This is a genomic window from Streptomyces massasporeus, assembly GCF_014648995.1.
Classification (GTDB): domain Bacteria; phylum Actinomycetota; class Actinomycetes; order Streptomycetales; family Streptomycetaceae; genus Streptomyces; species Streptomyces massasporeus.
This window is the reverse complement of sequence record NZ_BMSE01000001.1, coordinates 479,365-492,805: the sequence shown is the minus strand read 5'-3', so window position 1 is coordinate 492,805 and position 13,441 is coordinate 479,365. Positions and strand designations below refer to the sequence as shown.

General features: G+C 69.7%; 14 protein-coding genes. 10 read left to right on the top strand and 4 right to left on the bottom strand.

Going from position 1 to position 13,441, the window contains the following annotated elements; translation table 11 throughout:
- Positions 1-30: 30 nt before the first annotated feature.
- Positions 31-1,137, bottom strand: a complete 1,107-nt coding sequence (locus tag IE153_RS02320) for an alpha/beta hydrolase-fold protein (RefSeq protein ID WP_189587955.1) — start codon at positions 1,135-1,137, stop codon at positions 31-33.
- 94 nt (positions 1,138-1,231) lie between these two features.
- On the opposite strand from IE153_RS02320, the gene IE153_RS02315 reads away from it, so the two are divergent.
- From IE153_RS02315 to IE153_RS02305, 3 genes are all read left to right on the top strand, one after another.
- Positions 1,232-1,444 (top strand): MbtH family protein, encoded by a 213-nt coding sequence (locus IE153_RS02315; RefSeq protein ID WP_189587953.1) that lies wholly within the window; start codon positions 1,232-1,234, stop codon positions 1,442-1,444.
- Positions 1,445-1,452: 8 nt separating this feature from the next.
- Positions 1,453-3,027: an amidohydrolase gene (locus tag IE153_RS02310; protein ID WP_189587951.1), complete on the top strand. Its 1,575-nt coding sequence runs from the start codon at positions 1,453-1,455 to the stop codon at positions 3,025-3,027.
- Between the two features lie 93 nt (positions 3,028-3,120).
- Positions 3,121-3,579: a GNAT family N-acetyltransferase gene (locus tag IE153_RS02305; protein ID WP_229828667.1), complete on the top strand. Its 459-nt coding sequence runs from the start codon at positions 3,121-3,123 to the stop codon at positions 3,577-3,579.
- Here the strand turns inward: IE153_RS02305 and argB are convergent.
- The 3 genes from argB to IE153_RS02290 form a co-directional block, all read right to left on the bottom strand.
- Positions 3,566-4,471 carry an acetylglutamate kinase gene (gene argB / locus IE153_RS02300; protein ID WP_189587947.1) on the bottom strand — a complete coding sequence of 302 codons (906 nt, stop codon included), beginning with the start codon at positions 4,469-4,471 and terminating at the stop codon, positions 3,566-3,568. The genes IE153_RS02305 and argB overlap by 14 nt on opposite strands.
- A 215-nt stretch (positions 4,472-4,686) precedes the next feature.
- The gene (locus IE153_RS02295; protein ID WP_189587945.1) at positions 4,687-6,147 is read right to left on the bottom strand and encodes an arylsulfotransferase family protein; all 1,461 of its coding nucleotides are present in this window, start codon (positions 6,145-6,147) and stop codon (positions 4,687-4,689) included.
- Between the two features lie 97 nt (positions 6,148-6,244).
- Positions 6,245-7,504, bottom strand: a complete 1,260-nt coding sequence (locus tag IE153_RS02290) for a hydroxymethylglutaryl-CoA synthase (protein WP_189587943.1) — start codon at positions 7,502-7,504, stop codon at positions 6,245-6,247.
- 304 nt (positions 7,505-7,808) lie between these two features.
- On the opposite strand from IE153_RS02290, the gene IE153_RS02285 reads away from it, so the two are divergent.
- The 7 genes from IE153_RS02285 (at position 7,809) to IE153_RS02255 (ending at position 13,412) form a co-directional block, all read left to right on the top strand.
- The gene (locus IE153_RS02285) at positions 7,809-8,861 is read left to right on the top strand and encodes a beta-ketoacyl-[acyl-carrier-protein] synthase family protein (protein WP_189587941.1); all 1,053 of its coding nucleotides are present in this window, start codon (positions 7,809-7,811) and stop codon (positions 8,859-8,861) included.
- A gap of 5 nt (positions 8,862-8,866) precedes the next feature.
- A complete protein-coding gene (locus tag IE153_RS02280; RefSeq protein WP_229828664.1) occupies positions 8,867-9,649 on the top strand; it encodes a 3'(2'),5'-bisphosphate nucleotidase CysQ in 783 nt (260 codons plus the stop codon).
- A complete protein-coding gene (locus IE153_RS02275; RefSeq protein WP_189587938.1) occupies positions 9,646-10,284 on the top strand; it encodes a sulfotransferase family protein in 639 nt (212 codons plus the stop codon). The genes IE153_RS02280 and IE153_RS02275 overlap by 4 nt, the downstream gene beginning before the upstream one ends.
- A 441-nt stretch (positions 10,285-10,725) precedes the next feature.
- Positions 10,726-11,493: a helix-turn-helix transcriptional regulator gene (locus IE153_RS02270; protein ID WP_229828661.1), complete on the top strand. Its 768-nt coding sequence runs from the start codon at positions 10,726-10,728 to the stop codon at positions 11,491-11,493.
- A 151-nt stretch (positions 11,494-11,644) separates the two neighbouring features.
- Entirely contained in the window at positions 11,645-12,193 is a 549-nt protein-coding gene (locus IE153_RS02265) for an aspartyl/asparaginyl beta-hydroxylase domain-containing protein (protein ID WP_189587933.1), read from the top strand.
- A gap of 20 nt (positions 12,194-12,213) precedes the next feature.
- On the top strand, positions 12,214-12,846 hold the full coding sequence (locus tag IE153_RS02260) for a class I SAM-dependent DNA methyltransferase (protein WP_189587932.1): 633 nt from the start codon (positions 12,214-12,216) through the stop codon (positions 12,844-12,846).
- 35 nt (positions 12,847-12,881) lie between these two features.
- Positions 12,882-13,412 (top strand): hypothetical protein, encoded by a 531-nt coding sequence (locus IE153_RS02255; RefSeq protein ID WP_189587930.1) that lies wholly within the window; start codon positions 12,882-12,884, stop codon positions 13,410-13,412.
- Positions 13,413-13,441: the final 29 nt, after the last annotated feature.

The following is a 13,441-nucleotide window of genomic DNA, read 5'->3' as shown; positions in this document are numbered from 1 at the left end:
GCCCCCACGCACCCGCACCCGACAACGGCGTTACACGCGAAGCGCCCAGCCGACATCCCTGAGCAGCGCATGACGCCACCCCGCCCGATCATGCCCCGACGCGGACCGGGACACCCGCACGGCCGCCCCGGCCCCCTCCACCAGCCCCTCGATCACCTCACAATGCGGCAGCATCCGGTCCTCGTGCTCCCCGACATCGAACGCGACCCGCAGCCCCGACAGATCAACCCCCGCCCGCAGCCGCTCGGCGATCACACCCCCGACCGCGCCCCCCAACGGATCAGCCGCCCCCAGGGCACCCGGCGTCCACCAGAACGACCCCGACTGACACGCCACCCGCGACACCAACTCGGGAAACTCCAGCGCCGCGTACACCGCACTCAGCCCCCCGAGACTCTGCCCGGCGACCACCAGCCGCTCCGGGTCCGCAGGGACGTCCGACTCCGCCACCAGCGGCAGCAGTTCGTCCCGCACCGCCTCCCACAGCTCGGGCCGGCACGTGAGCTCGGCGACCCGGTCCTTGGCGGGCAGGAAGACCAGAGTGACCGGCGGCACCTCACCCGCCGCCACCGCCGAGTCGAACGCGGTCACGGCCGGATGCAGATGGAGCCAGTCGTCGCCGTCGAGCAGCAGCACCACCGGCCCACCGCCCCCCGCCGGATGCACCCGCACGGTCCGCCGCCCGCCCAGCCGCTCACTGGCCCACCGGATCCGCGCCCGCGGCAGGGGCAGCACCGCGTCCGCCCCGAGGACGGGCCAGTGCGGCTGCTCCGGGGCGTCCGGCGTCGCGGCGATGGACCGCTCGCCGCCCGCCCCGGCCGGGTTGAACGGGTCGGCATGGAAGACGTCCCCCGCCACGAACCGGTACGTCACCCGCAGCCGTTCGGGCATGCGCACCTCGGCGTACCAGCAGTCGGTGGCCTGCCAGCGGCGCAGGGCGACCGGTTCCGACCAGCTCTCGAACTCGACGGTCACCGGCGACGACCCGCGCCACAGGAACAGCGTCACCCAACCGCCGCCCTCGGCGGGCACCGACGAGGGCGCCCCCACAGCGGCCCAGAACGCGGAACCGCCGGGCGCGCCCGGCAGCCCGAACCCGGCGAACGCGTCCTGACTGTCGGCCGCGGCCACGCGCATGAGCGTCTCCTTGTGAGAGGGAAGGGGCAAAGGCTAAGCTCCGTCAATTAGGCGAGCCTAACCTAATCTTGGCCCCTTCGAGGAGGCGCGACGCATGAGCACCAACCCCTTCGACGACACCGAAGGCCGGTTCCTCGTCCTGGTGAACGACGAGGGCCAGCACTCCCTCTGGCCGTCCTTCGCCGAGGTCCCCGGCGGATGGGCGATCGCCTTCGCCGAGAACACCCGCGAGGCATGCCTGGAGTACGTCGAGACCCACTGGACGGACCTGCGCCCCCGGTCCCTCGCCGCGTCCCAGGACGCCTGATACCGCCGATGCTGTGCACCAGGCTGACCAACGCCCGTTTCCTCACCATGGATCCGGGCCACCCCGTCGCTCATGACCTGGGCATCTGGCAGGGCCGGATCGCGGGCCTCGACGAGGCCGTGACCTCCCTGCCCGCCCGGGAGGTCGTCGACCTGCAGGGCGCCACCGTGCTGCCGGGGTTCATCGACGCCCATGTCCACCTGGCCTGGACCGGGTTCAAGCAGAACACTCCGAGCATCGCGGGCCGCACCCGCGTCGAGGACGTGCTCGCGGTCGTGGCCGACGCGGTCGCCCGCACCCGGGCCCCCGGCGACTGGGTGAGCATCGCCGGCTACGACCAGCGGGCCCTGGGCCGCCATCTGACCGCCGCCGAACTCGACCGGGTCAGCGACGGACGCAAGCTCTACCTGCTGCACGACTCCGGGCACGGCTGCGTCGTCAACACCGCCGTCCTGGACCTGCTCCCCGCCGGCATCCCGCACGAGAACGGCTTCCTCGCCGAGCAGGCCATGGGCGCCGCCCGCGCCCTGCGCCTTCCGCACGCCCAGGAGGACCTGGCCGAGGCGATCGGCCGCGCGGCCCGCACCTGTCTGACCGAGGGCGTCACCGCCTGCGCCGAAGCGGGCATCGGCGGCACCCTCTTCGGTCACAGCCCCGTCGAACTCGGCGCCTACCAACTCGCCCGGGACAAGGGTCTGTTGCCGCTACGGGTGCAGCTCATGGTGTCCGCGGACCGGCTGCGCCCGGTCGCCGCGCACGAGACCGACGGCATCCCTCGCGCCCTCGACCTCGGCCTGCGCACCGGCTTCGGCGACGACCGGCTCTCCGTGGGCGCGCTGAAGGTCTACACCGACGGCGGCATGATGGCCCGTACGGCCGCGCTGACCAGCCCGTACGAAGGACTCGACCACGCCGGGCAGTTGCAGGACGACCCGGCCGTCCTCACCGACCTCATCGTGGACGGCCACCTCGCCGGCTGGCAGCTCGCCGTGCACGCCATCGGCGACCGCGCGGCCGACATCGCCCTGGACGCGATCGAGCGCGCCCAGCGGATCCGGCCCCGCCCCGAGGCACGCCACCGCATCGAACACGCCGGGCTGATCCGGCCCGACCAGCTCCCGCGCATGGCGCTGCTCGGCGTCAGCGCGGTCGTCCAGCCGAACTTCCTGCGCTGCTTCGGCGACGACTACGCCTCGCTCATGGGCGAGGAACGGGCGCCCTGGATGTACCGGGGCCGGGCCTTCCTGGACCACGGCGTTCCCCTGGTGGGCAGCTCCGACCGGCCCGTCGCCGACGGATCACCCCTGCGCGCGGTCCAGTTCATGGTCGAACGCGCCTCCAGCTCCGGGCAGCTCATCGGCCCGGACGAGGCCGTCACCGTCGACCAGGCCCTGCACGCGTACACCGTCGCCGGCGCCCGCGCCTGCCACTGGGAGGACCGCCTGGGCTCTCTCACCCCGGGCAAACACGCCGACCTGGTCGTCCTCGCCGACGACCCCCGGAGCGTCGACACCTCGCGCATCGGCGCCATCGAGGTCGTGGAGACGTACGTGGACGGCCGTCCGAGCCGTCCGCGCGCCTGATCCCCGGTCCGGAACCGAGGAAGGAACCCCTTGACCACGGCTACGCCACGCCCTGCCGTGCTCCCGCACGCCCTTGTCGTACCGACGTCCACCGTGCGTACCGCCCGCCCCGACGAGGCCGCCGCCCTCGCGGCCCTGTCCCGGCCCTTCGTGCGCTCGGGCGCACTGCGCGAACGTCCCGTCTCCCTCTACGCCGCCCACGCGGCCGACTTCCTGGTGCTCCAGGCTCCCGACGGCACCCTCGACGGCTGTGTGGGCCTGCGCGCCTACCCTGCCGACCCGGGGGAGGGCCGCGAACGCGCGGGCGTCGTCTACAACTTCTGCGTGGCCGCGCACCGGCAGGGGAGCGGAGCGGGCGCCGGGCTGTTACGCGCGGTGCTCGCCGCGGCCCGCGCGCAGTCGCTCGACGCCCTGTTCACGGCGACCACCGGGGGCGCCGGACTGTTCCTCCGCTACGGCTTCACGCCCACGACCGCGCACCGTGCGCCACGGCCCTGGGCGGAGTCCCTGGACCCGCGGCGCGGGGCACGCGTCCTGGTCAGGACGTGGTGACGGCGTCGGGAACCACGGTGGTGCCGGGGCTGGTCCCGGCGAGCACACTGCGCAGCACCGCGTGCGGCACGCGTCCGTCCACCACATGCGCCTTGCGCACCCCGCCGCGGACGGCCCGCAGACAGCCCTCCATCTTCGGCAGCATCCCGCTCGCCAGCCCGGGCAGCAGACCGTCCAGCTCCCGGGCCGTCAGATGCCCGATCACCTCGGTGCTGCGCGGCCAGTCCGCGTACAGCCCCTCGACGTCGGTGAGCATCACCAGCCGCTCGGCATCGAGTGAGACGGCGAGGGCGGCCGCCGCGAGATCGGCGTTCACGTTGTAGACCTGACCGTCCGCGCCGCGTGCGACGGGGGAGACGACGGGGATGTGGTCCTGCTCCAACAGGGCGCGCACCATGGCCGGATTGACGTCCACGACGTCGCCGACGAGGCCGATGTCCACCGCCCTGCCGTCCACCCGGGCCGGCCGCCGCACGGCCGTCATCGTGTGCGCGTCCTCCCCGGTCAGACCCACCGCGAAGGGGCCGTGGGCGTTGATGTGCCCGACCAGCTCCCGCTGCACGCGCCCCGTCAGCACCATGCGCACCACGTCCATGGTCTCGGGCGTGGTCACCCGCAGCCCCGCCTCGAAGCGGGTCTCCAGGCCGAGCCGGTCCAGCATCGCGCTGATCTGCGGCCCGCCGCCGTGCACGACGACCGGGCGCAGACCCGCGTGCCACAACTCCACGACGTCCTGGGCGAAGGTCAGTTGAAGCCCCGGGTCCACCATGGCGTTGCCGCCGAACTTGACGACGACCACGCTGCCCCGCAGGTCCTCGGGCCAGGACAGTGCCCGGGCGGACGGGTCCCCTGCTCGGGCGGCTGTCACGGTCACGCGGTCACTCCGTTTCATGGCGGGGCCGGACCAGGCCGGCAACGCTGTTCTCGAAGGAGAAGCCGGCCTCTGCGTCGGCGGCGAAGGACAGCCGACGGATTATTAGGTTAGCCTAAGCTAAATCCTTTGGCAGTGAAGTACTCGCCTGAAAGCACGTCCTGCCGGGGGGGCGCGGCAAACGCCATGCGGGCAGCGAGGCGCCGTACGCCTGCTGCCCGCCGCGCGACGACTCGTCAGCGCACCCGTGCGGCCTTGGAGGTGCCGATCACCTGCCCCGCGCTGTCGAGAGCCTGCACCGCGACGTACGGCGACCGGTCCGGCACCGGGGCGGAGGTCTCGAATCCGTCTTTGCGGACCTCCTTCACCGTACTCAGACCCTGCGGGCTTTCACCTGCCAGGATCCTCCAGGAGTCCACCTCGGTCGCTCCGTTCCAACTGGCGTGGACGGTCATCCCGCTGCTGCCGGACCGGCCGGCGACGGCGGGGCGGTCGGTCGGTCTGCCGTGCCATGGGAAGCGGAGGGCGCGATAGGAATTCACCACCGGATCCTTGAAGGAGGCGTTCATGAGGACCTCGCCGGAGTCCGCGTACTCGGTGTAGGAGCCGTGGGAGCCCCATCCCACCAACACGTTTCCGTTCGGGAGGAGTTGCATGCTGCCCTGACTCGTCGACAGCAGTCCGTCCGGACTCGTGTAGGCCCTGTCCAGCCTGGCGGTCTTCGCATCGGTGTCGACCGACAGGAACACGGCACGTGACACCTTTTCCGACTGCCCGCCGCCGCCCGTCTCGATGCTGCCGGCGGCGGCATTGTCGAAGACGGACAGGGTGCCGTCCGCTTCCCGGCTCACATCGTGCTGCCAGGCGAAGGAGGCGCCGTCTGCCATGGTGAAGTCGCTCTTCTTGCCGCCGAGACGCCAGATGACCTTGCCGCTGTGACGATCGACCTTGTACACCGTGTGGGTATTGCGTCCACTGAGGAGCAGGTTCCCATCGGTGTCCACGGACATCGAGTTGATGTGCAGGTAGTCGTAGGGCAGCAGCGGGATGGAGGACAGATAGGACTCGTCGATGCCCACGTGATCGAGGCCGCTCCATTCGTGGAGCACCTTCCCGGAGGCGATGTCGACTTCCTGAATGATGTTGTCCATCACCATGCGGGGAACACCGCCGCCGTTGTGCAGCTTCGGCTGAGCGATGAGAACGAGTGCGGTGTTGTCAGGGGTGATCTGCATGTCGTGGAGATCGGCTCCCGCATACCCGCTGCCCGCCTTGATGCGGGCTATCTCCCGGTACGACTGATCCATGACGATCCAGTAGCCGACTCCGACCCCCGTCGGCAGCGGCGCGCCCTCCCACCAGGTGAGGACGGGGTCCTCTCGGTAGGTCTGCTGCTGGAAGGCCGTGACGTAGTTCAGGGCGCCGATGCCGCGAGGCAGGAACCACACGGGCTCACCTCTGTCGTCCACGATCATCGGCCCGGACTGGAGGGTGCCCGGCCCCTGGAGCACGTCGCCCGTCTTCGGCGCGAGGAAGACGTAGCCCGGTGCCGTTCCCGGTGCGGACTTGCCCACGGTGATGGCCGGCGGGAGAAGATCGGGCCGGGTCACCAGTGACAAGGGGTGGCCGGGGAGTGAGGGGGATTCCGCTGACGCCCCCGGAGCGCTGCCCAGCGACAGGGCCAGCACGGCCGTCACGAGCAAGGCACATGCGCGTTGCGCGCTTCTCGAGAGCCGGGACGCGGCTCTCGTTCTCGTCCGGACCAAGACAGTCATCTCCTTCGAACGTGGACGGTCAGGAGTGGGCGGTTGCCGGGCGGTGGCCGTCGGGCCGCAGGCGCCGGAAGCCGGCCTCGGCCGAGCTGCGCGCGGAGTCGGCCGCCCGCCGCTCGTAGACACGCTGGTGGCCGCGCAGCCCCGCCAGTCGAAAGGACCCGGTCGTCTGGGACGGGGTGGGGTGATCCCCGCCGTCCGCCGGGAAGGATCGCTCATGCAGCTCGCGGTAGGTCGCATAGTCGACCGGCCGCCGCCGGTCGACGGCCCCTCGGTGGGCCGTGGTTCGCAGGTGTTCCCGGTATCCGGGGGCGAGGGTGCCGCCGAAGAACTCGGCGACGCTTCCGGAGCCGTAGCTCATGAAGCCGATGGGCCGACCGGTCAGATCGTCCGCCTCGTCGAGCAGCGCGGCGAGGGCGAGGTAGACCGACGCCGTGTAGCTGTTGCCGATGGCAGTGTTGTAGGCGGTGGTCCGCCCGACGGCTCGGGCCACCGCCGCCTCGCCGCTGTGTCGTTCGCAGTGGTGGAGCAGGTGGCGATGCGCCTTGTAGGCCATTTTCGCGTAGGGCTGGTGATAGCAGAACGCGGTGAACTCGTCGAGGGGGCGGCCGTCTTGCTCCGCGTAGTCCTTCCAGGTGCCCAGCACCGCCCTCAGGTAGGCGTCGACGGACTCCTGGCCGTCGACCAGCGCGGCGTCACGGTAGTTCGGGCGCCAGAAGTCCATGACGTCGGCGGTGAACAGGCCCGACGGCTCCTCGATGCGTACCAGGGCAGGGTTGGAGCCCACCAGCATGGCCACCGCCGCCGCGCCCTGGGTCGCTTCACCCGGGCTGTCCAGGTCGTACTTGGAGATGTCGCTCGCGATCACGAGGACCTGCTGGACGGGATCGCGGCGCACGAGCCCGACGGCGAACTGCAGGGCCGCAGTCGCCCCGTAGCAGGCCTGTTTCAGTTCGACGACCCTGGTGGCCGACGGGAGCCCCAGCAGCGAATGCACGTACACACCGGCCGACTTCGCCTGGTCGATCGACGACTCCGTCGCGAACACGACCGTGCGGACACGGTCGCTGCCATGCCGGGTGATGATCGGCTCGGCGGCGGTCGCTCCCATCGTGACGATGTCCTCGTCGGCGGCGGGCACGCTCATCGACTGCTGGCCGAGACCCACATGGTATTTGCCGATTTCGGTGCCGTTGTGATCGGCGAGTGTCGCGTGCGGCAGGACGAATTCAGTTGTGGAAAACGACAGATCGTGAATTCCGATGGCGGGATCGCTGACCATGTCCTCAACACCGACCTTTGCTGTCTCGTAGTCCCGAAGTGGTCATGCGGCTGCCGCCGACGTGTGCTCGCGGGAAGATCGCGGCCCATGTGGTGCGCGGTGCGCGCAATTCTCTTTCCGGCCGTTTGCTTGAGGTCGGCCGGGCTGCTGGACCTGAGCGACGTGAGCGTACCTCGGACGGGTTCCGCGTATTCCGGTCGCTTCGAGCTGCTTGGCGCGCGAGGTCAATTGATCGGTCGCGTTCTGTCAATGACGGGGCTGTTACGAGAGATGCAGGATGTGACGGTCTGCTCGTGGAGGGGGAATGACCGTACACGTTGCGAAGCCGGTCACGGTGATGGCCGGCAACAAGGTCACCACAGCTGAGATCTGTGCCGAGATCCGCGACCGCATGCCGGAGCATCCACGACTGGGGGCCTTCCTGCGCTGTATGACCGGAAGTGGCGTTGCGACCAGGTACTTCAGCCGCCCCTTGGCGGAGGTGGTCGAGGACACCGGGGTGGCGCGGCGCAGCCGGACCGCGTTCGCCGACGCCTGCGACATGGCCGTCGGCGCCGCGCGAAGCGCGCTTGCGGCGACCGGACTCGCCGCCGATGACATCGATGCCATCGTCACCAGCCACACCACCTCATGGACGCTGCCGAACCTCGACACCCACCTCGTCGAGGTGCTCGGTCTCCGACCGGACGTGTCCCGCATCGCCCTCACGTCGTTGGCGTGTGCCGGCGGAGCACAGGCCCTCGTCCGGGCGGCGGACCTCCTCGGGGCACGGCCCGGCGGCAAGGTCCTGGTGGTCGTGGCGGAAGTGCTGTCCACCACCTACCACGCGCACGAGGACACCATCGAAAGCATGATCTACAAGGTGCTCTTCGGTGACTCCGCGGGCGCCTGCGTCGTCAGCGATCTGCCGTTGGAACCGGGCTTCGCCATCGAGTCCACGTTCGAGTACGTCCTGCCGGACTCGCTGGACCGCTACTGGGGCGAGGTGGACGCCGCCGGAGCGCACTTCAGGTCGACGAGAAAGGCGCTCGGCGCACCCCGGGAGGTCCTCCCGGCGGTCCTCGGGTGGCTCGGGTCCTGGCGGCCGGATTTCGCCGTGGTCCACCCCGGCGGCCCGCGGATCATCTCCGAGGTCACCGCGGCGCTGGGACTCGGCACGGAGAACAGCCGGCATTCGTTCGCCTCGCTGGAGGAGAACGGGAACCTCGGCGGCAACGCGGTCCTGGACGTGCTGGGCCGGAGCCATGCGACGCCACCGCCGGACGGGGCCGAAGGACTCATCATCGCGTTCGGGCCCGGCTTCGCCGCCACCTGCGCGCGTGGCGTATGGCGCGCTCCGACTACGGAAGAAGGGTAGGTCCCGTGTCACGAGGGCTTGCGGCGGTAGACCATGAACTCGCCGTCCGGTTGGCCACCGCCGCCGGGCGTGTGCTGTGCGCTCTCCGTGAGGAGACCGGCTTCGATGATCCCGCCGCGCTGAGGGCACTCGGTGACCGGCGGTCGCACGAGTACCTGCTGGGGGAGCTGGAACGGCACCGCCCCGACGACGCGGTCCTCTCCGAGGAGGGAGCAGACGACGCCGGACGCCTGACCTGCCCCCGCGTGTGGATCATCGACCCGCTCGACGGGACGCGGGAGTACGCGGAACGCGGCCGGACCGACTGGGCGGTGCACGTCGCACTGTGGCAGGACGGGGAACTCGCGGCCGGTGCCGTGGCCATGCCGGCCCGGGGTCAGGTGCTGAGCACGGCCGGAGCGAGGCTCGCGGAACGCGGGGCGGCCCGCAACGGCTCACTGCGGCTCGCCGTGAGCCGGACCAGAGCCCCCGCCCTGGTGCAGGGGTTGGCGACCGAGCTGGACGCGGAACTGGTCCCGATGGGTTCGGCCGGCGTGAAGATCGGTGCGGTCGTACTCGGCGCCGTGGACGCCTACGTCCACGGCGGTGGGCAGTACGAATGGGACTCCGCTGCCCCGGTCGCCGTGGCCCGGGCGGCCCGGTGTCACGCCTCGCGGCTCGACGGCAGCCCGCTGGTCTACAACCAGCCCGACGCCTGGCTTCCGGATCTGGTGGTGTGCCGGCCGGAACTCCGGGACCGGCTTCTCGCCGCGATCTCGGCCACCGCAACTGCTGAAAGGACGTCATGAAGATCATCGGAGCCGGTTTCGGCCGCACGGGGACGCTGTCGGTGAAGGCCGCCCTGGAGACGCTCGGTCTCGGGCCCTGCTACCACATGCTGACCGCCTTCGAGGAACCCGGGCACCTGCGCCTGTGGAATGCGGTCGGTCGGGGCGAGCAGGTCGACTGGGCGGAGATCTTCGCCCGGTACCGGTCCACCGTGGACTGGCCGGGATGCGACTACTGGGAGACGCTGGCCAAGGAGTACCCGGAGGCGAAGATACTGCTGACCGTGCGGGATCCGGAAGGGTGGTACGACAGCTTCCAGCAGACGCTGGCGCCGTTGTGGTCCGCCGAGTCCGACGACCCGGAACTCGGGGAGTACCTCGAACTGGTCCGGCGCATCACCGCCCGCACCTTCGACGGACGCCTCGACGACCGGGCCCATGCCATCGCCGTGTTCGAGGAACACAACCGCAGGGTCCGTGCCGCGGTTCCGGCCGACCGGCTGCTCGTCTACGACGTCCGCCAGGGATGGGAGCCGCTGTGCGCGTTCCTCGGCAGGCCGGTGCCGTCCGACGCCGCCTTTCCGCACCTCAATGACCGTGCCCAATTCCAGGAGTTGCTCAGCCGGCGCCTCGCACACCGCGGCGACCCGCGCTGACATGAGGCGGACCGCAGGATTGGCGCAAAGGAAGTGGAGGCCGTTCCGTTTCATGTCGTACTAATGAAGCGACTCAGCTGACCAGCAAATTTTCTGAAGATTCACGATCTTCGTCAACGGTCGCCGAAATGTCTGGATGTGCGGCGTGGCTGGCTGAATCGGGTTACGCACGCGGCGGCCTCACTGACGAACCGGAGTATTCTCCAGAACGGGGGTTTTGCCATGTTGCGACGCCGTGAGTGGGTGCCGTTAGCCGGCCCGGGCCACGGGGGAGCCAGATGGGCGGCGGGCGGATCCGCGTGCGCCCCGTCGACGCGGCGCGGGAGTGAGACCAGATACCAGAATCCCGCATTCCGCAAGCGTCCGGTCCTGCAGACCGTCGAGCTGGGCAGTGTCACGGCGCACCGGATCCGGTTCAGCACGGTCGGCACCGGTCCGCACGTGCTGGATGCGGAACCCGGACAGCGCGCCCTCGTCCTGAGTGCGTGCGGCGAGATCAGGGTTGCGCGAGCCGAGCGCGAACTCGTCGTCCAGGACGAGGTGGTGGCCCTGTGCGACACCTGGCAGCCGTTGCGCATCGGCCCGACGCCGGGCAACCCGACGGCCGAGGCGGCCGTGATGCTCTTCCCGGGCTCGGCGGTACCGATGGCACAACCGGACACCGACCCGTCGCAACCCGAGATCTGCGATGCCGTGGGATCGGGGCCGCTGCTCCGTGCGTTCCTCGTCGAGGTCGCCACCCGGGCGTCCGAACTGAGCGCATCGGAGGTGGTCCGGCTCGGCGACGCCGCCCTGCACCTGGCGGCAGCGGTGCTGGAGGCGCGCTTCGCCGACGCGGGCGAGACGAGCGCGCAGACACAGCAGCAGGAGCTCATGAGACGCATCCGTGGCTTCATCGACCGCAACCTGGGCGATCCCGACCTCACACCGAGCCTGGTCGCCTCGGCGCACCACATCTCCATCCGCTACCTGCAACGTCTGTTCAAGGCGGAGGGCGTCACGCCGTCGGACTGGATACGGCAGCGGCGGCTCGACAACAGCCGGCGTGACCTCTGCGACGTGAAGCTGAGGTCGGCGCCGATCCGGGAGATCGGCCTGCGGAACGGTTTTGCGCAACCTTCCGATTTCAGCCGGGTGTTCCGTGCCCGTTACGGCGTGCCGCCGGGCAGATTTCGCGACGACTGGTTACGCCGGGACGCGATCGGCTAACCAGATGGTCGCCTCAGGGCAATGACAAGTTCCCGGGTGGCCGGAAAAATCAAGTGGCACAGGGAAGTCGATCCCCGTTTCACGGTTGACGGATCGGCCCGTCCATTCCCGTAGAGAATTACACGGCGAGCGGCAGAGAAGGTGCGCCGCTGTGCCCGGCCGTCGAAAGGCTTGTTTCGTGACAGCACTCACGTCCAGGACCGATCTCGACATCGACCCCGACAAGCTCCAGGAATCCGTCACGAGCCTGTTGGAAAGGCATCCCCTCGTCTTCGAGGGGACACGGCAGTTGGCGCTCCAGCATCGGACGGGGGCGACGGACCCGTGGTACGAGGGGTGCCAGAGGCAGTCATTGATCTCCTCGGATTCCGACTTCACCGAAGTGCACGCCGAACTCCGGGACACGTACCTGGGTGAGGTGTTCGATCGTCTTCCGTTCAAGCCCATTCGCACGAGGATCATGGCGCTGGACCCGAAGTACTGCTATTCGGTTCACCGGGACATGACGCCGCGGTACCACCTCGCCGTCACCACGAGCGAGCATGCGCGGTTCGTGTTCATCGAGCACGACAAGGTGCTGCAGATTCCCGCCGACGGAAACCTGTACTACGTCGATACGCGGCAACTGCACAGCGCGTTCAACGGTGGGGACGACATGCGGATCCACATCGTTTTCGGGACGGACGGCAAGCCGAAGTAGCGGCCGAAGGGGTCAGGGCGTTGACGAACTTGGTGGCGCATTGGGACCGCCGCGCCGAACGTTATGACGAAACACCGGGCAATTCGCTGACGCACGAACAGGCAGCAGCGTGGAGGTCGCTGCTGGCGGAGGTCTACCCCGTTCGCACGGGACGCCTTCTCGACATCGGTTGCGGTACGGGCACGTACTCGTTGCTGTTGGCGGAACTGGGATTCGACGTCCATGGTGTCGACACCTCGCAGCGGATGATCGAGCGGGCGCGAGCGAAGGCACTCGGGCGTGGGGCCGGACCAGCGGTCACCTTTTCGACGCTCGCCGCGCAGGACGTCGGCGGCCGGTACGACGCGGTGTTCTCCCGGAACATGCTGTGGACCGTGGCGGACCCCGGCCGGCTCGCCGAGGTGGTGCGTGAGCAGACCACGCAGTCCGCGGTGTGGGTGGCCGTCGAAACGGTGTGGGACGGTCGCCCGAAGGGTGACTTCCAGGAGGCGGGGAAGGACCTGCCCGGATTCGGCGGCTGGCACCCCAACGTGCTGCGTGACGAGTTTGCACGGCACGGATTCGCACGGACGACGTGGTCGAGCATCTCCAACCGGTCGGATCTGGCGACCGAGGACAAGGACATCCACGTGCTGTTCCGGGTGAGCCGGTGATCATCGTCATCACGGGCCCTTGGGCGCTGCCGAGGATGGACATCGCGCGATCGGTCGCCGACCGGTTCAGCGGTGTGGAGGCCGTCGACGGAGAGCAGTTGGGATTCGCCCTGATGGAGTTCCGTTCCGACCTGCCGGACAACTTCCAGGAGGACACCGTCTGGGAAGGGCTGTTCACGGCGTTGTGCGTGCACACCGCACGACGCCGCAACGGCACCGACGTGCTGGCACCGATGAACATCCACTCCAGCAAGCGCCTGTCCAGGGTGCGGACCGGCATCACCCTCCAGGGAGAAGCGGTACAGGTCGTGGGCCTGCGGTCTTCCCGGGAGCAGTGCGAGCGCCTCGCGGACACCTTCTCGTTCTTCGAGAAGGGTTCGGCGGACTACCACCGCGTGCGAAACTGGCAGTTGGAGCGTCTGGACGAGTACCTGGAGTTCGTCGAGGACCCGCAAGCGCCGGTCGACCGCTGGATCGATCTGGTACCGGACGCGACCGCCGAGTGGGTGGCCGCGTCGATCACCCGGGCGATGACACCTCTGGTCGCGGCGGGGACGGCGACATGAGGACGCCGGCCGAGTCCTCGCCCCCGACC

Coding starts and splice junctions, on each gene's coding strand:
- IE153_RS02285 (WP_189587941.1), top strand. CDS start 7,809: ATGACCGTACACGTTGCGAAGCCGGTCACGGTGATGGCCGGCAACAAG.
- IE153_RS02315 (WP_189587953.1), top strand. CDS start 1,232: ATGAGCACCAACCCCTTCGACGACACCGAAGGCCGGTTCCTCGTCCTG.
- argB (WP_189587947.1), bottom strand. CDS start 4,471: ATGAAACGGAGTGACCGCGTGACCGTGACAGCCGCCCGAGCAGGGGAC.
- IE153_RS02255 (WP_189587930.1), top strand. CDS start 12,882: ATGGACATCGCGCGATCGGTCGCCGACCGGTTCAGCGGTGTGGAGGCC.
- IE153_RS02310 (WP_189587951.1), top strand. CDS start 1,453: ATGCTGTGCACCAGGCTGACCAACGCCCGTTTCCTCACCATGGATCCG.
- IE153_RS02290 (WP_189587943.1), bottom strand. CDS start 7,504: ATGGTCAGCGATCCCGCCATCGGAATTCACGATCTGTCGTTTTCCACA.
- IE153_RS02320 (WP_189587955.1), bottom strand. CDS start 1,137: ATGCGCGTGGCCGCGGCCGACAGTCAGGACGCGTTCGCCGGGTTCGGG.
- IE153_RS02275 (WP_189587938.1), top strand. CDS start 9,646: ATGAAGATCATCGGAGCCGGTTTCGGCCGCACGGGGACGCTGTCGGTG.